This window comes from Arthrobacter sp. FW306-07-I (assembly GCF_021800405.1).
Classification (GTDB): domain Bacteria; phylum Actinomycetota; class Actinomycetes; order Actinomycetales; family Micrococcaceae; genus Arthrobacter.
The window spans coordinates 851,250-870,565 of sequence record NZ_CP084550.1 but is presented as its reverse complement, the minus strand read 5'-3'; the positions used below and the strand labels follow the sequence as shown (position 1 = coordinate 870,565).

19 protein-coding genes and 2 riboswitches are annotated in these 19,316 nt (G+C 66.4%); of the genes, 9 read left to right on the top strand and 10 right to left on the bottom strand.

The genetic code is table 11. From position 1 onward, the window contains the following. Window positions 1-41 precede the first annotated feature (41 nt). The 5 genes from LFT46_RS04105 to LFT46_RS04085 form a co-directional block, all read right to left on the bottom strand. On the bottom strand, window positions 42-542 hold the full coding sequence (locus tag LFT46_RS04105; RefSeq protein ID WP_236801179.1) for an HNH endonuclease: 501 nt from the start codon (window positions 540-542) through the stop codon (window positions 42-44). Window positions 543-806: 264 nt separating this feature from the next. Beyond that, window positions 807-1,580: an NlpC/P60 family protein gene (locus tag LFT46_RS04100; RefSeq protein ID WP_236801178.1), complete on the bottom strand. Its 774-nt coding sequence runs from the start codon at window positions 1,578-1,580 to the stop codon at window positions 807-809. A gap of 162 nt (window positions 1,581-1,742) precedes the next feature. Further along, the gene (locus LFT46_RS04095; RefSeq protein WP_442863670.1) at window positions 1,743-2,366 is read right to left on the bottom strand and encodes a C40 family peptidase; all 624 of its coding nucleotides are present in this window, start codon (window positions 2,364-2,366) and stop codon (window positions 1,743-1,745) included. A gap of 124 nt (window positions 2,367-2,490) precedes the next feature. After that, a riboswitch (cyclic di-AMP (ydaO/yuaA leader) is annotated at window positions 2,491-2,668 on the bottom strand. A gap of 128 nt (window positions 2,669-2,796) precedes the next feature. Beyond that, window positions 2,797-3,618 carry a M23 family metallopeptidase gene (locus tag LFT46_RS04090; RefSeq protein ID WP_236821986.1) on the bottom strand — a complete coding sequence of 274 codons (822 nt, stop codon included), beginning with the start codon at window positions 3,616-3,618 and terminating at the stop codon, window positions 2,797-2,799. 10 nt (window positions 3,619-3,628) lie between these two features. After that, window positions 3,629-3,840: riboswitch (cyclic di-AMP (ydaO/yuaA leader) on the bottom strand. Window positions 3,841-3,980: 140 nt separating this feature from the next. Then, complete coding sequence (locus tag LFT46_RS04085) at window positions 3,981-4,682, bottom strand: metal-dependent transcriptional regulator (protein ID WP_236821327.1); 702 nt, start codon at window positions 4,680-4,682, stop codon at window positions 3,981-3,983. A gap of 341 nt (window positions 4,683-5,023) precedes the next feature. Between LFT46_RS04085 and serC the strand changes: the two genes are divergently transcribed. Continuing rightward, a complete protein-coding gene (gene serC, locus LFT46_RS04080; protein WP_236821326.1) occupies window positions 5,024-6,154 on the top strand; it encodes a phosphoserine transaminase in 1,131 nt (376 codons plus the stop codon). A 135-nt stretch (window positions 6,155-6,289) separates the two neighbouring features. Here serC and LFT46_RS04075 read toward each other — a convergent pair whose 3' ends face one another. Both LFT46_RS04075 and LFT46_RS04070 read right to left on the bottom strand, forming a co-directional pair. Further along, window positions 6,290-6,868 carry a DUF3027 domain-containing protein gene (locus tag LFT46_RS04075; protein ID WP_236821325.1) on the bottom strand — a complete coding sequence of 193 codons (579 nt, stop codon included), beginning with the start codon at window positions 6,866-6,868 and terminating at the stop codon, window positions 6,290-6,292. 6 nt (window positions 6,869-6,874) lie between these two features. Next, window positions 6,875-7,258: a cold-shock protein gene (locus LFT46_RS04070; RefSeq protein ID WP_018762148.1), complete on the bottom strand. Its 384-nt coding sequence runs from the start codon at window positions 7,256-7,258 to the stop codon at window positions 6,875-6,877. Between the two features lie 228 nt (window positions 7,259-7,486). On the opposite strand from LFT46_RS04070, the gene LFT46_RS04065 reads away from it, so the two are divergent. Genes LFT46_RS04065 through LFT46_RS04055 form a run of 3 tightly spaced genes read left to right on the top strand, consistent with a single transcriptional unit; the run spans window position 7,487 to window position 11,865 of the window. Beyond that, entirely contained in the window at window positions 7,487-7,720 is a 234-nt protein-coding gene (locus LFT46_RS04065) for a hypothetical protein (RefSeq protein ID WP_236801173.1), read from the top strand. 10 nt (window positions 7,721-7,730) lie between these two features. Then, a complete protein-coding gene (locus tag LFT46_RS04060) occupies window positions 7,731-10,205 on the top strand; it encodes a helicase-associated domain-containing protein (protein ID WP_236821324.1) in 2,475 nt (824 codons plus the stop codon). 13 nt (window positions 10,206-10,218) lie between these two features. Continuing rightward, on the top strand, window positions 10,219-11,865 hold the full coding sequence (locus LFT46_RS04055) for a DNA repair helicase XPB (protein ID WP_236821323.1): 1,647 nt from the start codon (window positions 10,219-10,221) through the stop codon (window positions 11,863-11,865). An 18-nt stretch (window positions 11,866-11,883) separates the two neighbouring features. Here LFT46_RS04055 and LFT46_RS04050 read toward each other — a convergent pair whose 3' ends face one another. Together LFT46_RS04050 and LFT46_RS04045 are read right to left on the bottom strand one after the other, a co-directional pair. After that, a complete protein-coding gene (locus LFT46_RS04050; protein ID WP_236821322.1) occupies window positions 11,884-12,753 on the bottom strand; it encodes an FHA domain-containing protein in 870 nt (289 codons plus the stop codon). Between the two features lie 5 nt (window positions 12,754-12,758). Then, window positions 12,759-13,016, bottom strand: coding sequence for a hypothetical protein (locus LFT46_RS04045; RefSeq protein ID WP_236801167.1), 258 nt, complete (start codon window positions 13,014-13,016; stop codon window positions 12,759-12,761). 244 nt (window positions 13,017-13,260) lie between these two features. On the opposite strand from LFT46_RS04045, the gene LFT46_RS04040 reads away from it, so the two are divergent. From LFT46_RS04040 to LFT46_RS04025, 4 genes are all read left to right on the top strand, one after another. Next, on the top strand, window positions 13,261-13,761 hold the full coding sequence (locus LFT46_RS04040) for a DUF427 domain-containing protein (RefSeq protein WP_236801166.1): 501 nt from the start codon (window positions 13,261-13,263) through the stop codon (window positions 13,759-13,761). 67 nt (window positions 13,762-13,828) lie between these two features. Further along, entirely contained in the window at window positions 13,829-14,539 is a 711-nt protein-coding gene (locus LFT46_RS04035) for a response regulator transcription factor (RefSeq protein WP_142131055.1), read from the top strand. A gap of 2 nt (window positions 14,540-14,541) precedes the next feature. Then, complete coding sequence (locus LFT46_RS04030; protein WP_236821321.1) at window positions 14,542-16,053, top strand: sensor histidine kinase; 1,512 nt, start codon at window positions 14,542-14,544, stop codon at window positions 16,051-16,053. Window positions 16,054-16,161: 108 nt separating this feature from the next. Next, window positions 16,162-16,449, top strand: a complete 288-nt coding sequence (locus LFT46_RS04025; protein ID WP_236801164.1) for a WXG100 family type VII secretion target — start codon at window positions 16,162-16,164, stop codon at window positions 16,447-16,449. 63 nt (window positions 16,450-16,512) lie between these two features. On the opposite strand, the gene LFT46_RS04020 is transcribed toward LFT46_RS04025, so the two are convergent. After that, window positions 16,513-17,667, bottom strand: coding sequence for a ribonuclease HI family protein (locus LFT46_RS04020; protein WP_236821320.1), 1,155 nt, complete (start codon window positions 17,665-17,667; stop codon window positions 16,513-16,515). A 271-nt stretch (window positions 17,668-17,938) separates the two neighbouring features. Between LFT46_RS04020 and LFT46_RS04015 the strand changes: the two genes are divergently transcribed. Continuing rightward, window positions 17,939-19,258, top strand: a complete 1,320-nt coding sequence (locus LFT46_RS04015; RefSeq protein WP_236821319.1) for an ABC transporter substrate-binding protein — start codon at window positions 17,939-17,941, stop codon at window positions 19,256-19,258. Window positions 19,259-19,316 lie beyond the last annotated feature (58 nt).

The following is a 19,316-nucleotide window of genomic DNA, read 5'->3' as shown; positions in this document are numbered from 1 at the left end:
CCATCAGGCGGGGCAGCGATCACTCCCGTCGAAAGCGGAGGTCAGGCGGCGCGTTCGGGCAGGAGGAACGGATCCCACGCGGGCGTGGGCTTTTCCAGTTCCTTGATCTGCCAGATGGTGCCGCGCGGAGGCTCCGGCACAAAGCGCAGGCTCCAGCCCATCTCGGTCGGGGTGTGGTCGCCCTTGACGTTGTTGCAGCGAAGGCAGGCTGCCACCAGGTTCTCCCACGAGTCAGCCCCGCCCCGGGACTTGGGGTGCACATGGTCGATGGTATGCGCTGCCTTGCCGCAGTATGCGCATTTATGGCCGTCGCGTCTGAGTACGCCCCTGCGGCTGACAGCCGTGGAGTGGTTGTATCGGGGCCGGATGTACCGGTTGAGGAGGATCACGGACGGGCGGCCCAGGACGTCCGTGGGTCCCACGACAGGGTCATCCCCTTCGGCCACGACGCTCGCCTTGCCCGTGAGCACAAGCACCAGCGCCCGGCGGAAAGTAATGACCGCCAGCGGTTCATATCCAGCATTCAGAACGAGAGTGCGCATGCACTTACCTCTTCACGGCCGCACCCGTCAGGGGCACGAGGGCCGGCTGCCCTCGGCATGTCCGGGCTATGGATCGACATCACAAGAGTAAACAGAGAAGTGCAAAATCAGGTAATCGCCGCCCGGATTCCCTGCGGGGAACGTTCCCCAGCAGGGCAGGCATCAGTCCCCTGCGGGGAACTTCTTAAACGCCAAGGACCCCCGCTGCGAGGGCGGGGGTCCTTGGACAAGCACTGCCTGTTGCCAGTGCCGGACATGCGGTGCTTACCTGACGTGGATGAAAACCGGCCCGGAGCCCACGTTTGCGCTGAAGACCACGGTGTCGTTGCCGTTGAAGCCGCCATGCACGGCCATGCCGTTTCCGGCGTAAACAGCGATGTGTGCCATTCCTCCGCCACCATCGGCGTAGTAGATCAGGTCGCCGGGCTGTGCCTGGGAAGCAGGCACCGTGTCCCCCAGGGACAGGTAGCCGGCGGGCCAGTCGTGGAAGTGGATGCCGACGGCGGCCAGGGCGTTGGTCACCAGCATGGTGCAGTCCTGGTGGACGCCAAGCTGGGCGTAGGCGGCGGAGAGGATTGCAGCACCCTTGCCGCTGGCAGAAGCCTGGGCTGCGGGAGCGGCCGGGGCAGCGGCGGTGGCGACCTTGGCGGTGACCTTGGGAGCGGCAACGGGCTGGGCGGCGGGAGCAGGGGCAGCTTCCTCCACCTGAACCTGGGGCTCGGGCTCGACGACGGGGGCCGGCGTGGTGGTCACAGCTGGCTTCTCGAAGCTGATCGCAATGGTGGAAGCGGCGGAAATCGGGGCGTCGACGGCGGATTCAACTTCCAGCGCGGAGGCGGGAGCAGAGTCGCGCTTGACGTTGGCATCGGCGGCGTTGGCCGCAATGCCGCTGGTCAGGACCAGGCCGGAAGCGGCGGCGATGACCGCAGCCTGGCGGCCCATGCCCCCGGCGTTGTCGCTGACAGCCTTGGCAATGACAGCGATCGAGTTGGTCTTGGTGACCTCGGCGCGGTGCCGTGCGGTAGCACGAGTCGTCATCAGTTCTCTCTTTCGTTTTCCTTGCAACCGCAGGTAGGCAGGCAAAGTGTGTTGGACGCGCCGGCATCTTGGGGGTACGCCGGCGCGTCCCGAACGGGGATGTGGTTTCTAGCGAAGAAGCTTTGGGCAAAGAAATAGCCCTTGGAGCACGGAGCCCAAGAACTATTTGTTGAGGTGGTAGTACGACGAGGTACCGGTGGCTGCAGGCGAGTGGAGCAGCGTGCCCTGTGAGGGGTTGAGTGCGCTGATCATCATGCCGTTGCCGACGTAGATGCCAACGTGGGCGCCACCGTTCTGGACAACCAGGTCACCCGGCTGCGGCGCGGAGGTGGGGGTCATGATGCTCCACGCGTTGGTGCGGGGAATGCTGATGCCTGCCTGGGCGTAAACCCACTGCACGAACCCGGAGCAGTCCCAGCCGGTGACGGGGCTGGTGCCGCCCCACACGTACGAGTGGCCGATGCCGGTGTAGGCAATGGCTGCGATGCCCGAGGTCGCCGCCGAGGAGACGGTCTGGGCGGTCTTGGCGGCCGGCGCGGCGTCCTGGCCGGCAGCAGCAGCAGCGTTGGCCGTGTCGGTGGACTGGGTACGCACCGGCTGCACCTTGGGAGCAGCGGCGGTTTTGACCACGGGACGTTCAAAGGAAACCGTGGCGGTGGGGGCAGCGGTGACGGCGAGGGCCGTTTGGGCCGAACCGGACTCAGTGGAAGCTGAGACACCGGCAGTGGTATCAGCAGCAGTGGCCGGCAGGCCCATGCTCAGGATCAGGCCCGAGGCGGCTGCCACAACGGCAGCCTGGCGGCCTACGGTCCCGGCATTTGCACTCACGGCCTTGGAAACGGCATCCAAGGGGTTGGTGCGAACCGTTTGCGCACGGTGGCGCGCAGAATTATGGCGTGAAGACACGAAGGTAGCCTCTCCCAATGCCTGCGAGGTGAGCTGTCGGATTCGGATGGGAGTCACCCGGCCACGCTGCTTCCTGGGAAGCTTGTGACTTAACCCCAAGGCCTTCTGGATGAAGGCCGAAATTGGTTCCCCCGCCCCTGCCAGACGATGAAATGCGAACGGACCTTGAGCGGTGGCAGAGTTAGGCAATCCACTCAAGAGCGTCAACTTCGGAAAAGTTGACGCGAGTTAGACGGTACAGCAGTTTTGTTTCAATGTCACATTCAGGTCACGGCTAGTCACGGCGATCTGAGAGTGCGCAATCATTCGGTTACAACCAGCCCATGGGATCGACCACTTCGCCATTGACCTGGACTTCGAAGTGCAGGTGGCAGCCGGTGGACGCACCAGTGGTGCCGCTCAGCGCCACCACGTCCCCGCGGGAGACGGTCTGGCCCACCTTCACATTGAAGGACGACAGGTGGTTGTACGTGGTTTCCAGCCCGTTCCCGTGGTCGATGACCACTCGGTTTCCGCCGCCGAACTGATGCCAGCCCGCGAAGGTCACGGTACCCGTGGCGGCCGCCAGGACGGATGTCCCACACTGCGCCACGAAGTCCTGGCCCCGGTGGAAGTCGCCCGAGCCTCCAGTAATCGGGCTGACCCGATAACCGAAGGGGGAAGCGGTGGCAAGGGATGCCAGCGGTGCAGCCAGGGTGCCGGCTGACGCGGCACGCGTCACGGAGCCGGCCGACTGGGCACTCAGCAGTTGCTTTAGCTTCCCGTCCGGGTCCGCCTGGGTCACCACGGCGGACCGGCTGAAGTCGATCTGGGCACCGATGTCGGCCGAGATCTCGGGCTGCGGCGTGACTGAGGAGGCTGCAAGCGGGGCGCTGCCGGCGGCATCAGTGGCCATAACGGGACTTGTGGCGGGCACGGTCACGGTCAGCACCAGGCCGGTGGCTGCCAGGGCAATGCCGGCCTTCTGGCCGATGCCGCTGGCAGCGGCAAACTCCGTCATCTGGCGGAACGGACCCCGGCGGCGGCGGGCGTCGCGATGGAGGTCGCGGGGGCGCTCCGCTGCGACAACTTCGACAACCCGCGGCGCCGAAGGGGGGCCGGCAGCACGGCGGCGTCCCCGGGGGGTGTGCATGGTCAAGAAGGGTTCCTCTCTGGAAAAGCCTGCGGAGTTAGCTGTCGGATTCGGGTCAGAGAGATCAAAGACCCGGCCCGCCAAGGGCAAGCTTCTGCGCAGGGGTATTCCCGGAAGAATCCTTCACTGGAGAGGCTTGCTGCTGACGGACTTCACCCCAAGGCAGTCCCCCGCTGCCGCTTGTGGTTCCCCCGCCTCTGCCAGTAACGACTCGTGCACCCGATCCGCTGGCAGAGCTCGGCTCCGGATCAGGTAACGCTTAAGTTTCAAACGACTGGTTCTACTATAGGGGCTTAAGACCCTAGGTAACAATTCCGTTATCTTTGGCTGGAAGGGCAGGTCCGGGGTATGGAAGTTTCGCTTCAGCCCTGCTTGACGGCCACAAAGACGTGTGCGGCAACCTCCGGCGGAAGCTCCAGCGCTCCTTCAATCCCGGCCACCCGCACCGAGATGTAGTCGCCCACGCGCTCCAGGGCCACTGCAGCGCCGGGCCGGATTCCGCCTTCGTCCAACTGCGACAGCAGCTCCGGCTCCACCTGGATCGGCTCCGCGAGGCGGCTGATGGTCACGCCGGAAGCAGGCACGTAGCTCTTCATCGCCTCCACCAGGCTGATGGCGCCGTCACCGAAGCCGGGGGCCGGCCGGCCGCCCAGCGCGGCAAGGCCCGGGATGGGGTTGCCGTACGGGGATTCGGTGGGGTGGTCCAGCATCTCGTAGATGCGGCGCTCCACCCGCTCACTCATCACATGTTCCCAGCGGCAGGCTTCATCGTGGACGTAGGCCCAGTCCAGCCCGATGACGTCCGCCAGCAGGCGTTCGGCCAGCCGGTGCTTGCGCATCACCTCCGTGGCGCGCTTGCGCCCGGTGTCAGTGAGCTCCAAATGCCTGTCACCAGAGACAACAACGAGCCCATCGCGCTCCATCCTGCCGATGGTCTGGGAGACGGTGGGGCCGGAGTGGCGCAAGCGCTCGGCAATACGGGCCCGGAGGGCGACGATGTTTTCTTCCTCAAGCTCCAGGATGGTCCTGAGGTACATCTCCGTAGTGTCGATCAGATCCGTCATCCAGCTCAGCTCCTCGAGCGCAGTACCTTGCGTTGTCCCACCGTATCGCCTCTTCCCGCGAGGTAGTCCGGGGGAAAGCTTAGCCTATTTTGACTTTGTCCGAATAGCCGCGGCCCCAGGGGGAGCCGCAACAGGTGCACGCGGAAGGGTTGCACACGCGGGACACTTGCACGCCCGCCGCGTTGTCTCAGTGTCTGGACTTTGCCGCTGCCGGTTGCCGCCCAGCGCCGCTGTTCAGGCAGAATGGAAAAGGCCTATGGCACAGCCGCCGCCCGGCTGCCGGCCACCACAACCCGCCCGTGCGGACCAAAGCGTTCGTCCCCGCCGAAATTGGAGCACCTGTGAGCGACACCAGCATCACGATTCCCGCCGACCTCCTGCCCAAGGACGGACGGTTCGGTGCCGGTCCGTCAAAGGTCCGGCAGGAACAGATCGATGCCCTCGCCGCAGCGTCCAAAACCATCCTCGGCACCTCTCACCGCCAAGCCCCGGTCAAGAACTTGGTGGGGTCCGTCCGTGAAGGGCTGAGCCAGTTCTTCCGCGCCCCGGAAGGCTACGAGGTTGTCCTTGGCGTTGGCGGCTCCACTGCTTTCTGGGATATCGCGAGCTTCGGCCTGGTGGAGAAGAAGGCCCAGCACCTCTCCTTTGGCGAGTTCGGGTCCAAGTTCGCTGCGGCCACCAACAAGGCACCTTTCCTGGAAGCCTCCTCGATCATCAAGTCCGAGCCCGGCACCCGACCAATGGCACAGGCCGAGGCCGGGGTGGACGTTTATGCCTGGCCTCAGAATGAGACCTCCACCGGTGTGGCAGCCCCGGTCCAGCGGGTTTCCGGAGTCGACGAGGGATCGCTTGTCCTGGTGGACGCCACCTCGGCTGCCGGCGGCCTGGATGTGGACGTTGCCCAGAGCGACGTCTACTACTTCGCGCCCCAGAAGAACTTCGCCTCTGACGGCGGCCTCTGGCTTGGCCTGTTCTCCCCCGCCGCTCTTGACCGGGCCGCCCGCATCAAGGCCAGCGGCCGCTGGATCCCGGACTTCCTGGACCTCCAGACTGCCATTGACAACTCCCGCCTGAACCAGACCTACAACACGCCCTCGCTGTCCACGCTGGTGACCCTGGATGCCCAGGTGCAGTGGCTGAATTCCAACGGCGGCCTGGATTTCGCGGCTGCACGTACCGCCGATTCAGCCGGACGCATCTACAGCTGGGCCGAGGCTTCCGATTTCGCCACCCCGTTCGTTGCCAAGCCGGAGGAACGCTCCAACGTCATCGCCACCATCGACTTCGACGAGTCGGTGGACGCCGCCGCAGTGGCCAAGATCCTGCGCGCCAACGGCATCGTGGACACCGAGCCCTACCGGAAGCTGGGCCGCAACCAGCTGCGCATCGCCACCTTCGTGGCCATCGAGCCCAGCGACGTCTCGGCCCTGCTTGCCAGCATTGACTACGTGGTGGGCGAGCTGCGCAAGTAGGCACAGTGGACCATTAGGCCCTGTCCCTACGCTGGCACGCTTGACGTACGACGGCGCCGCCCGGGTTTATCCCGGACGGCGCCGTTTTCGTTGTGCCTGGCAAAGGACGTGGCCAGCCTCGCGGTAAAGGTGCGGCTAGGCTCCTGCCTGCGCTCCGTCGTCGTCCGCCGATTCCCCTGCCGGCCCTGAGTCCCCTTCTGCAGCGTGGCCGGCGCCGGCCTCGGCAGGTTCCGCCGTCAAGGGACCACCGGTCTCCTGGCCGTCTGTTTCCTGGGCCTCTGCTTCGTGGCCACCCGCTTCAGGCTCCTGCGGCTGTTCGTCCTCGGGACGGACCCGCTCGGCCCACGGCACCCACTCCGGGGCGAGGATGGAATCCTCGGACGGCAGCAGGCCCAGTTCGTTGACCGTGACCACCTTGGAGCGCGAGTTCCGGGTCAGCACCGCGTACCACTGCCACCCTGCGTAGCCGGGCAGCCGGGACTCGAACAGGTGCGTCACCAGCCGGTCGCCCTCGCTCTTGGCCGCAAGGTGCGCGCCGATGGTGGCAGCCGGCGTGATGCTTTCCACTGCGGTCCGGGCGGCATCAACAGCCGCGGCCAGGAAAGCGTCAGGCTTGCCCGTACGCCACACGGGCACGCCGGCCTTGCGCTTGGGCGGGGTCTTGGCAGCCTGCTCCTGCACTGGCGCGCCCGGCTGTTCAGATTGGGGATTCATGGGCGCTTAAACGTCCAGCTCGTCGGCAACCTTGCGCAGGGCGGCAGCAATGGCCTTGCCCTTGTTGCCGTCCGGGTACTTGCCCTTGGAGAGGGTGCCGGACAGATTGTCCAGGACGGTCACCAGATCCTGCACCAGCGGGGCGAGGTCCTTGGCGCTGGGACGCTTCGCCTTGGCAATGGACGGGGTCTTGTCCAGCACCCGCAGGCCCAGTGCCTGCGCTCCCTTGCGGCCGTCCGCCACACCGAACTCCACCCGGGTGCCCGCTTTCAGCTCCGTTACCCCTTCGGGCAGCGACGACTTGGGCAGGAAGACCTCCTGGCCGTCTTCGCCCGCGAGGAACCCAAAGCCCTTGTCCTTGTCATACCACTTGACCTTGCCGGTAGGCACGTAATCAACCTTCTTCGTTCTGCTGTCATGAGACACGGCCGCCTGCCACCGCATCCGCATTGTTGTGCGGGTTCAAGGTATGGCAAGCGCAAACCGTGTTGGTCTGTATCCTTCAAGGTTATCCTGCCGGATGCCCTCATTACGCTTTCCCCAGCACTGTTCCGCCGCAGGCGCAAGGGCGCCGGGAGTGTTTAACCCCACCAATGCAGCCGCTGTAGCGTTACGTCCATGACTCCTTCGCGTTACCGGCGGCCGCTGATGGTCCTCGCCGCTGTTATTGCCGTGCTGTCCCTCATAGCCGTAGGGATGGTCATGGCGCTTGCCTTCACCGGGTCGGTGGCCCCCACGTGGGTCACCTACTCCGCGCTGTACGGCCTCCCGGTGGCCTTCATCCTGATGCTGGTAGTGGTCCTGGACGGCGTCGCCGCCCGTCGGCGGGCGGGAAAGGCTGAGCGGCGGTAACGTTGGAGTGATGTCCCTTATTCGCGCGCTTGGCATGGAACTGGAGGCACGCAGCGACGATTCGCTGCGGGCGTTGTTCGCCGCGCGGCCGGACCTCATCTCCCCCTCCGTTCCGGATTTCGCGGCGTTGGCGGCGCGCGCCACTTCCCGTGTCAGCGTCCAGCGCGCCCTCGAGCGGCTCAACCGCCCGCAGATGCAGGTCCTGGAGACCCTGCACCTCTGCACCAACACGGACACCGGGCACAGCGCCTCGGCGGAAGGCCTGCACCAGCTGATCCGCGGTTCCTCGCCGGCAGTCGTTGAGCAGATCATCGGCACCCTGCAGGAGCTTGCCCTGGTGCACCCCGCCGCTCCCCCGCACGGCACCCCTGCCGCGGCCGACCAGCAATTCTTCCTGCCGGTGGGCTCGCTCAAGGACGTGGTGGGCATCTACCCGGCAGGGCTGGGGCGGAGCTACACGGAGCTGGTCCGCCTTCAGCCGGCCTTCGCGCAACGGGCGGTGCGGCTGGTCGCCGAGCTGCACCGCAGCGGGTTCGCGATCCACGGCGCCACCACGCCGATGGAGGCGGCTCTGGCGCTTCAGCACTGGACATCGTCCCCCGAAGCCCTGCAGGACATCCTGGCCAAGGCCCCGGAGCGGACGACGGCGCTGCTTGCCAAGTTCCGGAACTGGGCCATGGGTGCCGTCCCCCAGGCGCAACGGAAAGCCTCGGTCGCCACGGAGGGGGCCGACGTCGGGCCCGTGGACTGGCTCCTTGCACGCGGGCTGCTGGTGCCGCTGGACGCGGCGCACGTTGAGCTGCCGCACAGCGTGGGACTGGCACTGCGCGGCGGCGCAATCATCAATGACTTCACCCTTTCACCGCCGGTTGCCGAACTTGGCCGCACCACCGCGGCGCTGCGCAGGAATGCGGCCCTGAGTGCTATTTCCGAAACCCTTCGGCTGGTCTCCGAACTGTTGCATGCGGTTAAGACGCAGCCGCTGGCCACCCTGCGAAGCGGGGGCGTGGGCGTCCGCGAGCTGCGGCGGCTGTCCGACCAGCTGCGCATTGACCAGGGCGCGGTGGGCCGGCTGCTGGAGCTGTGCGGCCTGGCCGGCCTGATCCGCCTCGACGTCGATTCGTCATCGTGGGTGCAGCCGCCGGAACTGGAGTGGCTGGTCCTGCCCCGGCAGGAACAATGGCTGTGGCTGGTGAACGCCTGGCTGGCCAGCGAGCGCGTGCCCTCCATGGTGGGCCAACCCGTCAATTCAGCGCCTGGGGCGGCGGCCGCCCGCTCGGCCTCCGGCACCACCATCGCCGCCTTGTCCGCGGGGGCCCAGCGCCCGGATGCCCCGGTTGTCCGCAAACGCATCCTGGAAATCCTGCTTGAGCTGACGCGGGAAGCCGAGGACGGCGACGGTGGCGCGCCCGTCCTTGATGCCGCCGCGGTGCTGCAGCGCGCCGAATGGTCCCAGCCGCGGATGGCCCGGCGGTTCAGTTCCCTGATCCGGGGCGTCCTTGCCGAGGCTGAAATGCTGGGCCTGGTGGGCTCCGGGGCCCTGAGCCAGCTGGGGAGCGCCTTCGCGGAGGACGACCCCGATGCCGCCCTTGCCATTCTGGGCGAACATCTGCCCGCCGCCCTGAACCACGTGCTGCTGCAGGCTGACCTGACCGCTGTTGCTCCCGGTTACCTCTCCCCTGCACTGACGGAACAGCTCCAGGGAATGGCCGACGCCGAGGGGCAGGGTCCTGCCACCATTTACCGGTTCTCCGCGGAGTCGATCAAACGCGCACTGGACGGCGGCTACGACGCCGCCGGCCTGCTGGCGTTCCTCCGGGAGCACTCGGCCACGGCGGTTCCCCAGCCGCTGCAGTACCTGGTGGAGGACACCGCTTCGCGGCACGGCAGGCTGCACGTAGGCCAGGCTGCGAGCTTCATCCACAGTGAGGATGAAACCGCGCTTACGGACCTGCTGGCGGGACCGAAGGCTGCCCAGTTGGGCCTCGTCAGGCTGGCCCCCACGGTTGTCGCGTCCTCCGCGCCGCCCCGCGAGCTTGCCGCCGTGCTCCGCAGCCTGGGCCTCTCGCCGTCGGTGGACGGCGCCGAACCCGCAGCGCACCTCCGCCGGTCCGCTGCACCCCAGGAGAGCCTGCGCCCGGTGTACACCGCCCCGCGGATGGCGCCCGCGGCTGAGGAAGTGGAAGCGCAGCTGGACGTGCTGCGGCAAGCCGGCACCGCCGTCGGGCACCACCCCGGAGCAGCGAGCGGCAGCGAGGTCGCCACCCAGCTGGGACTTGAGGCGCTGCAAAGGGCCATCCGGCTCAAGCAGCGGATCAACATGAACGTGGTGGACAACCTGGGGAATGCCAGCCTGGAAGTTGTTGTTCCGCTATCAGTAAGCGGGGGCAGGGTCCGCGTGTTCGATCCGGCCAAGGACACCGAACGGGTCCTGTCCGTCCACCGCATCATCGACATCGAGGCCGCAGAGGAACTGCGCCAGTAAAGGATTCCCCCGCGTGACCGACGGACCCCTGATCGTCCAAAGCGACAAGACCATCCTCCTCGAGGTGGACCACGAGCTGGCCACCGAAGCCCGGCACGCCATTGCGCCCTTCGCCGAGCTGGAACGTGCGCCCGAGCACATGCACAGCTACCGGCTTACCCCGCTGGGCCTGTGGAACGCCCGTGCCGCCGGGCTGGACGCCGAAAAGGTACTGGACGCGCTGCTGAAATACTCCCGCTTCCCTGTGCCGCATTCACTGCTGATCGATGTCGACGAAACCATGTCCCGGTACGGCCGGCTGCGCCTGGAAAAGGACCCCCGCCACGGGCTGGTCATGCGGACCGATGACTATCCCGTCCTGGAGGAAGTGATCCGGGCCAAGAAGATCGCCCCGCTGCTGGGACCCAGGATCGACGGCGAGACGGTAGTGGTGCACGCCTCGCAGCGGGGGCAGCTCAAGCAGCTGCTGCTGAAGCTCGGCTGGCCCGCGGAGGACTTGGCCGGTTATGTGGACGGCACCCCGCACCTGATTTCGCTCAATGAAGACGGGTGGCAGCTCCGGCCGTATCAGCGCCTGGCCAGCGAGAACTTCTGGGCGGGCGGCAGCGGGGTAGTCGTGCTGCCCTGTGGCGCCGGCAAAACCCTGGTGGGCGCCGCGGCCATGGCCACCGGTTCCACCACAACACTGATCCTGGTCACCAACACCGTGGCCGCCCGGCAGTGGAAGGACGAACTGCTCCGGCGCACCTCCCTTACCGAGGAAGAGGTGGGTGAATACTCCGGCGCCCTCAAGGAGGTGCGGCCGGTAACCATCGCCACCTACCAGGTGCTCACCACCAAGCGGGGCGGCATCTATCCCCATCTGGAACTGGTGGACGGCCATGACTGGGGACTGATCATCTATGACGAGGTCCACCTCCTTCCGGCACCGATCTTCCGGATGACCGCAGACCTGCAGGCGCGCCGGCGGCTTGGGCTGACTGCCACCCTGGTCCGGGAGGACGGCCGCGAAGGCGAGGTTTTCAGCCTGATCGGTCCCAAACGGTACGACGCGCCGTGGAAGGACATCGAGTCCCAGGGCTACATCGCACCCGCGGACTGCGTTGAGGTCCGGGTGGACCTGCCCAAGGACGAACGCGTCGCCTACGCCATGGCCGATGACGCCGACAAGTACCGGCTCTGCGCCACCTCCGAATCCAAGACCCGGGTGGTGGAGGAACTGGTGGCCCGGCACACGGGTGAACAGCTGCTGGTGATCGGCCAGTACATCGACCAGCTGGATGAGCTCGGCGAGCGCCTGGAGGCGCCCGTCATCAAGGGCGACACGTCGGTCAAGGTACGGCAGAAGCTCTTTGATTTGTTCCGCGCGGGAGAACTGCAAACCCTGGTGGTGTCCAAGGTGGCCAACTTCTCCATCGACCTGCCTGAGGCTTCGGTGGCCATCCAGGTCTCGGGCTCCTTTGGATCCCGGCAGGAGGAGGCCCAACGGCTGGGCCGGCTGCTGCGGCCCAAGAAAGACGGCCGGGCGGCGCGCTTCTACTCCCTCGTGGCACGCGACACCCTGGACCAGGACTTCGCCGCCAAGCGCCAGAGGTTCCTGGCAGAGCAGGGGTATGCGTACCGGATCATGGACGCCAAGGACGTTGCCGCAGCCGACTGATCCGCCGCGGGCGCCCTCCTAGCGGATGTATTCCGAGCTGTCCCGCTCCATGGTTCCTGTCCGCGGGTCCAGCTGGGGGCGTTCGTAGGCAAGTTCCCCGCCGCTGCGCCCGCCAAAGGGACGTCCGTGGTCAGCGAATTCCTCCCGGAAAAATGCCAGGCACCACTGCCCCATTTGCATCCTGGCACCTGTCCGCAGCACGGAGGGCCCGTTGCGGCGGACACTGCCGCTGACGTCCGCATGCGGTACCAGCACGTATTCGTCCTGGTCGTCGTGCACAATTTCGGCGTGGAGTGCCTCCAAACCCTCCAGCTGGACATCGGATCCATCGCCGCTGCCGATGGTCGTGACATCTCCCGTGAGGGCTACCTCCCGCGGAATCTGCCCCGTCCACGTGGCCGCGTCCTGGACGAAGATCAGGCGCGGCCGTCCGCCACCCCTGGCGTAATGGGTGGTGGTAATGCGGCGGACAATGTTCCGCTGGACCGTGGGGACCAATGGCAAAGGTGTGGACGGCGGCAGCAGCGGTACCCCCTTGGACCCACGCCTGCCCTGCCTGACCAGCGGGAGCAGGGAGCCGAGTTTGCCCAGCTTGATGTGGGGTGAGCGCGTCACCAGCCGCTGCGAAGCAGGGCTGTCCACCTTGCCCAGGCTGACGATGTTGCCGTCGGGGCCGGCCAGGGTGACGGTCAGCCCCTTGCGGGCGAGCATCTCCGCCAGCGGCTTGACCTCATCCAGCGACGGCAGGCCGCTGCCGGTCAACGGCGCCAGCCCCTCAAGGGACACCGTCACTTCCGTTCCCGCGGCCCTGGCCCTGCCCGATGTGACCGCACCGGATTCGTCGGTGTACGAAAAGTCCAGATCAACGTCCAGACGGTTCTCCGCCATTTTGGTCAGCCGCGGTTCGCGTCCGGCCCGGAAACGTCCCGGTCGCTGGTGGTGACCCGCAGGCTGCCATTGAGCTTCCAGGTGGCACGCGGCGCGTCGGGGCCAATATCCCGCGGAACTTCGACGGTCATGTCGATGAACTGGTAATTGATCGCTGCACCCTTGCCAGTGAGATAGGACCACATCTCCTCGGCAAGGTCTGCCCAGTCCCGGATCGTGCGGTCGCCTGCGGCTGCGTTTTCGGTGGCGCTCAAGTCAGTCATGATGATCTATCCCCTTCATTGGGTCAGGAACTATCCAATAACTACCGGTGTTGGCGCGGCTCCCGGCGGCGGATGCATGCACTCCGGGGGAACCGTTGGAACGCTGGTGCGCCGGGCGCAGGTGCCCGGCAAGCATCACTGTATTCCGGCGCCACAGGCTGCGGAAGACGGCAGGGGCTGAACGTTCTTTCCACGAATTGGGTTCCCTGATGCACAAAGGGGCGGCTGGACTCAGACTGTAGGTATGACTACAAGAATCGTTCGTGCCACCCCCGGCCCTGGGCAGGAATCGGTGTGGGACTACCCCCGCCCGCCCCGGATCGAAGCCAGCAGCGAGCGCATCCGCATTGTCCTGGGCGGGGAGCTGATCCTCGACACCACGGATTCACTGCGGGTCCTGGAGACCAGCCACCCGCCCGTGTACTACGTCCTCGAGTCGGCATTTGCCGCCGGCGCGCTGGAGCCGTCCTCGGGCAGCAGCTTCTGCGAGTTCAAGGGCGCTGCGAAGTACCTGACCGTCTGCGGCGGCGGGAAGGAAGCGGACAGCGCCGCGTGGTCCTACCCCGAGCCGGCGCCAGGTTTTGAGGCGCTGGCCGGCAGGGTTGCCGTCTACCCGGGCCGGATGGACTACTGCGAGGTGGACGGTGAGCGGGTCACTGCACAGCCGGGCCGCTTCTACGGCGGCTGGATCACCAGCAGGGTTGTGGGCCCGTTCAAGGGGGAACCGGGAACCATGGGCTGGTAAGGCCAAGCCCATCATGCTCACAACGCATATCCAGACAACTCCCAGAGACTGGGAGCATGATGGGAGCATGAACAAGAACGGTCCAGAAGCCAGGCTGCTCGTCGTTGATGATGAACCCAACATCCGCGAGCTCCTTTCCACGTCACTGCGGTTCGCCGGCTTTGAAGTGGTCTCCGCAGCAAACGGGCGCGATGCCCTGGCCGCGGCCGACACCCACGCCCCTGACCTGGCCGTGCTTGACGTCATGCTCCCCGACATGGACGGATTTACTGTCACCCGCCGGCTCCGCGCCTCCGGGAAGCACTTTCCCGTCCTCTTCCTGACGGCAAAGGACGACACCGAGGACAAAGTCACCGGACTGACCGTGGGCGGGGACGATTACGTCACCAAGCCCTTCAGCCTGGATGAAGTGGTGGCGCGCATCCGGGCGGTGCTCCGCCGGACCCAGCCCCTGCTGGACGACGACGCCGTGATCCGCGTGGACGACCTGGAACTCGACGACGACGCCCACGAAGTACGGCGCGGCGGCACGGTCATCGAGCTCTCCCCCACGGAGTTCAAGCTGCTGCGCTACCTCATGCTCAATCCCAACCGGGTGCTGTCCAAGTCGCAGATCCTGGACCACGTCTGGGAGTACAACTTCAATGGCGATGCGTCCATTGTTGAGTCCTACATCTCCTACCTGCGGCGGAAGGTGGACATCGACCCCGACGCGCCGGCCCTGATCCAGACCAAGCGCGGCGTGGGCTACGTGCTGCGGACGGCCGAAAAGCGCTGACCTTGCTCAAACGGTGGAAGTCGGCCTCGCTCAGGTCGCAGCTGGTGGCCATGATCATGGCCCTCCTGATCGTGGCCCTGACGGTGACCGGAGCCGTGACCCTGACCCTGCTCCACACCTACCTCCAGGGCCAGGTGGACGACAAACTCAACGCCGCCGTCGACTCTGCCCGGAAACAACGCTCGTTCACCCAGCTGCAGGCACCCAGCCCAATCCCCACTGACTACTCCCTGATGCTTTTCACCCCGGGTGAGCAGCCGTACACCTTCGGCGGGGACCCGGACGACCATCCGGACATCAGTAACATTTCGGTGGAACAGGCACAGGCGCTCCAGCTGGCTCCCTTCCAGGTCCGTGGGACGGACGGCGAAAACTGGCGGGTGGTGGCGGTGACCGTCCAGAACGGACCCACCACGTCCGTGGTGGTGATCGGGCTGCCCCTGGAGAGCGTCGACGACGTCCTCAAGCATGCCACCCTGGTGGTCACCGGCGTCGGCCTGCTGACCCTGCTGCTCGCCTCGCTCATAGCCAGCTGGACCGTCTCGCGCGCCTTCCGGCCGCTGGCCAGGGTGGAGAAGACAGCCGCCGCCATTGCCGCCGGCGACCTCTCCCGGCGTGTGGAAGTCGAAAACCCTGCCACCGAGCTGGGCCGGCTGAGCAGTTCCCTGAACGCCATGCTGGCACACATCGAGACCGCCTTCGCGGCGCGGACCGCCTCGGAGGCCAGGATGCGCCGCTTTGCCGCTGACGCGTCCCACGAGCTGCGCACTCCCCTGGTGACCATCCGTGGATTCTCCGAGCTGTACCGCCACGGTGCCCTGGCGACGGACGAGGACGTGGCCACGGCCATGGGCCGCATCGAAAGCGAAGCCAAGCGCATGGGTTCCATGGTCGAGGACCTGCTGCTGCTGGCCCGCCTGGATGAGCAGCGGCCGCTGCAGCAAAAGCCGGTGGACCTGCAGCTGATTGCCCATGACGCGGTGGTGGACACCCAGGCCAGCGACCGTTCCAGGGCGATTTCGCTCACGGGGCTCGACGGCGGAGCAGCGGCCCCGGCACCGGTCCTTGGTGATGAGGCCAAGCTGCGCCAAGTGGTGGGAAACCTCGTAGGCAATGCCTTGCGCTACACCCCGGAGGGCAGCCCCATCGAACTGGCCGTCGGGGTCCGCCAAACCGACGGCGGAGAACGGTCCATCATCGAAGTACGGGACCACGGGCCGGGCATCTCGGAAGAAGACGCGGCCAAGGTCTTTGAACGCTTCTACCGGGCGGACACTTCCCGGACCAGGGAGACGGGCGGCAGCGGACTGGGCCTTGCCATCGTGGCAGCCATCGTGGGATCCCACGGGGGCACGGTGCGGGTGGAAAAGACCGACGGCGGGGGCGCAACCCTGGTGGTAAGCCTTCCGCGGCGTGCCGACACACCAGGCAGTGACAGCGACGGCGGGCAGGACGCCGCTGACGACAGTACCGCCCGGGCCGCGGGCAGCGACGGATCGGTTATCCACATATAACCCGTGGCCGTGGCTCCCGCCTGGCACTGCTCCGTAGGCTCGTCACAGCAGCCCGGACCCGCCGGGCGCGGGACCCCTTGAGGACCCGCCGCAGCGAAAGGCACAGCCATGAGCATCATTTCCGTCGACACCGAACTACTGCAGCTGAAGTCGGCCAACGTCCAGGCCACCGTGGACCGGATCAGCGCTGACGTGCAGACCATGAAGCGGGGCCTGGATGAGCTGCAGGGCTCATGGCGGGGTTCCGCGGCCACCAACTTCCAGGCACTCGTCACCGAATGGACCATCACGCAGGGCCGCGTGGAAGCGTCGCTGGCGTCCATCAATGCCGCCCTTGCCTCTGCGGCCGCCACCTACGCGCAGGCGGAGCTGGGGAACACGCAGCGGTTCAGCTGATGCGGCGTCTCACGTGAGGGCGCGGCCCCTCCGCCAGCACAGCCCCCTGCTGGTACTCCGGTTCTAGGCCTCCGGGGTTCCCTGGTGGAACCTCAGCCGCCACCGGCCGCTGTCCAGGACCCACAGCGAGCTGCGAAGCGTCGTGCCGGACCGGGCGAAGCTTCGGTACGTCAGCAGGACCGCGCTGGTGCCGATGCGGTCGGCGCCCAGGATTTCAATGTCGGTCCGCTCGCCGGGGTCCTCCTCGAGGGCCATCATCATGGCGTCCCGGGTCCAGACCCTTCCCGAGCTGCCGATCTCCATGAAGTCCGGGTGCAGAAGGACCGCGGTCCGGCCAATGTCCCCCCGCACCAGCGGCCCCAGGAGTTCGCGTTCGAGTTCCTCCACCAGCGCCTCGGGCGGGATGGAGCCTGCCCGCTGCGTTGCCTCGGCCACTTCAAGGGCTTCATCGTCCAGTTCGCTGAACAGGTCCAGTTCATCGAAGGCCGACACGGGCTCGGGGACGGATCTGCGCTGGTTGGCCCCACCTGCCGGTACACCCGTGCTGGGTGCTGCCGGGCGTGCCGCTGCCCCGCCTGCTGCACCCGGGCGCGCTGATTCCCGGGGTACTGCCGGCGTTTGGGCGGGGGCAGCAGCCGGGATGTCCAGGGTGGCCGGCGGGAGGCCCACACCGGAGGGGGCCTGCGCGTGCAGGGCACGCTCGCGGCCGTTCTGGCCGCGTGAAAGGTCGTGCTGTGCACCCGGGTGGTGTCCGCCGGGGAACCCCGGGCCGGAACGTGCGGCCACGCCCTGCTGGTAAGCCGTGGCCGCGGCCCTGGCCCGCTCGTCGGCGGCCTCGTTGAGGTCGTGCCCGGCGTGGCCCTTGACCCACTCGAAGGTGTAGGTGCGGCCGGCCAGTTCGCGATCGAGTTCCTTCAGCAGTTCCACGTTCAAAACAGGCTTTCCGTCAGCCTTGCGCCAGCCCTTCCGCTTCCATCCGGGCATCCACTTGGTGATGGAGTTGATGACGTACTGGCTGTCACACAAGATGCGCAGGTCCTCCCCGGGGAGGTGCGCAGTGGCGCGCAAAAGGTCAAGGACAGCCATCAGCTCCCCCTGGTTGTTGGTCCCGTGCGGCCAGCCACCGGCCCGCCAGCAATCGTCATTCACATACCAGGCCCATCCCGCCGGGCCAGGGTTTCCCAAGGCCGAACCGTCAGCCGCTGCAGTAATCGTCACCAATCCATCCTGCCAGAAGCAGCCGGCAATGGGTTGCGGCCGGCTGTGCTGCAGCCCATCCTGCCGGGGCTGCCGGGGCCTTGGGCTGCGCGTCCCGCGCCTGCAGCCTTACGCGCGCAACTTCCGGAAAACGCTTACCGAAAAGCCTTGACGGGGATGTAGACCACGCGAAAGAATCGCACCATAACTCGAGAAAACGGTTTCTGAGGCGCAGCTTCTTCAGCTCGCAAGGCTGCCAGAGCGTGACGGAACCAACCGAAAGGAACATTCAATGACGATTCCAGTCGTAAGCCGCCGGAGGTTTCAGCTTGGCGCTGCGGCCGTGGCTCTGTCCATCCTGGCCACGGGCTGCGGTGCCGCCGGCGGCTCGGGCGGTTCAGGCGACAACGGTCAGGTGACCCTGCGGTTCGCCTGGTGGGGCAACGAGTACCTGAACGGACAGACAAACAAGGTCATCGCCGCGTTCGAAGCGTCCCACCCAAACATCAAGATCAAGGCCGAGCCGGGCGAATGGTCCAGCTACTGGGACAAGCTGGCAACCAAGACCGCCGCCAACGATGCGCCCGATGTCATCCAGATGGACCAGAAGTACATTGCCGAATACGGGGGCCGCGGGGCGCTGCTGGACCTGTCCAAGCAGAACGGCATCGACACGTCCAAGCTGGACAAGGAGGCACTCGCCTCAGGCCAGTACGATGGCGCGCAGTACGGACTGAGCACCGGCCAGAACGCCTATGTCATCATGGCCAACACCAAGGTATTCCAGGCGGCAGGCGTTCCGGTTCCCGACGACAAGACGTGGACGTGGAAGGACTTCATGGACACTGCGGCGAAGATCAGCGCCGCAGGCGACGGAAAGAGCTATGGAGCCGCGTACGGCAGCAACGAGGCCGACCTGATCGTCTGGCTCCGCCAGCACGGCGAGAACCTGTACTCGGAGGACGGCAAGCTCGACTTCGAGACGGCCACGGCTGCCTCCTTCTGGGAGCGGCTCAAGGAGCAGCGCGATTCAAAGGCCAGCCCGCCGGCAAACGTAGCGACGGAAGACGCAGGCGCGAGCCTTGAGCAGAGCCTCTTCGGCACCAACCGGGTAGGCATGGCCTGGTGGTGGACCAACCAGCTGGGTTCGCTGGAAGCCACCACCGGCAGCAGCATCAAGATGCTGCGTGCCCCGAGCGTTGACGGCGCCTCGGCCAAAAACGGCATGTACTACAAGCCCACCATGTTCTGGTCCGCTTCCTCGCGCTCCAAGCATGCCCAGCAGGCAGCCGAATTCATCAACTACCTCACCAACAGCCCCGAAGCCGGCGCCATCCTCATGACGGACAGGGGCGTGCCCACCAACAGCGAAATCGTCGCCGGCATTACGCCCTCACTGAAGCCGGCCGACACCACGGTGGTCAACTTCCTGAAGGACATCGCTCCGGATATCAAGGATGCGCCCCCGGTTCCACCAGTCGGTGCGGGCAGCGTCCAGAACGTCATCAAGCGCTACACGGATGAAGTCTTGTATGACCGCCTGACCCCGCAGGCTGCCGCGGAGGCCTTCAAGAAGGAAGTCCAGGGGATGCTGGATTCGGCCCGGAAGTAGAGCCCCGGGCGGGCCCTTCCCCAGGCACAAAAAATGCGGCCCCCTCACCAGGAGGGAG

What these genes read in the sequence shown, in the direction of transcription:
- LFT46_RS04105 (WP_236801179.1), bottom strand. Translation starts at nt 542, where the DNA reads ATGCGCACTCTCGTTCTGAATGCTGGATATGAACCGCTGGCGGTCATT.
- LFT46_RS04100 (WP_236801178.1), bottom strand. Translation starts at nt 1,580, where the DNA reads ATGACGACTCGTGCTACCGCACGGCACCGCGCCGAGGTCACCAAGACC.
- LFT46_RS04090 (WP_236821986.1), bottom strand. Translation starts at nt 3,618, where the DNA reads ATGCACACCCCCCGGGGACGCCGCCGTGCTGCCGGCCCCCCTTCGGCG.
- LFT46_RS04085 (WP_236821327.1), bottom strand. Translation starts at nt 4,682, where the DNA reads ATGACGGATCTGATCGACACTACGGAGATGTACCTCAGGACCATCCTG.
- LFT46_RS04075 (WP_236821325.1), bottom strand. Translation starts at nt 6,868, where the DNA reads ATGAATCCCCAATCTGAACAGCCGGGCGCGCCAGTGCAGGAGCAGGCT.
- LFT46_RS04065 (WP_236801173.1), top strand. Translation starts at nt 7,487, where the DNA reads ATGACTCCTTCGCGTTACCGGCGGCCGCTGATGGTCCTCGCCGCTGTT.
- LFT46_RS04060 (WP_236821324.1), top strand. Translation starts at nt 7,731, where the DNA reads ATGTCCCTTATTCGCGCGCTTGGCATGGAACTGGAGGCACGCAGCGAC.
- LFT46_RS04050 (WP_236821322.1), bottom strand. Translation starts at nt 12,753, where the DNA reads ATGGCGGAGAACCGTCTGGACGTTGATCTGGACTTTTCGTACACCGAC.
- LFT46_RS04045 (WP_236801167.1), bottom strand. Translation starts at nt 13,016, where the DNA reads ATGACTGACTTGAGCGCCACCGAAAACGCAGCCGCAGGCGACCGCACG.
- LFT46_RS04040 (WP_236801166.1), top strand. Translation starts at nt 13,261, where the DNA reads ATGACTACAAGAATCGTTCGTGCCACCCCCGGCCCTGGGCAGGAATCG.
- LFT46_RS04035 (WP_142131055.1), top strand. Translation starts at nt 13,829, where the DNA reads ATGAACAAGAACGGTCCAGAAGCCAGGCTGCTCGTCGTTGATGATGAA.
- LFT46_RS04025 (WP_236801164.1), top strand. Translation starts at nt 16,162, where the DNA reads ATGAGCATCATTTCCGTCGACACCGAACTACTGCAGCTGAAGTCGGCC.
- LFT46_RS04015 (WP_236821319.1), top strand. Translation starts at nt 17,939, where the DNA reads ATGACGATTCCAGTCGTAAGCCGCCGGAGGTTTCAGCTTGGCGCTGCG.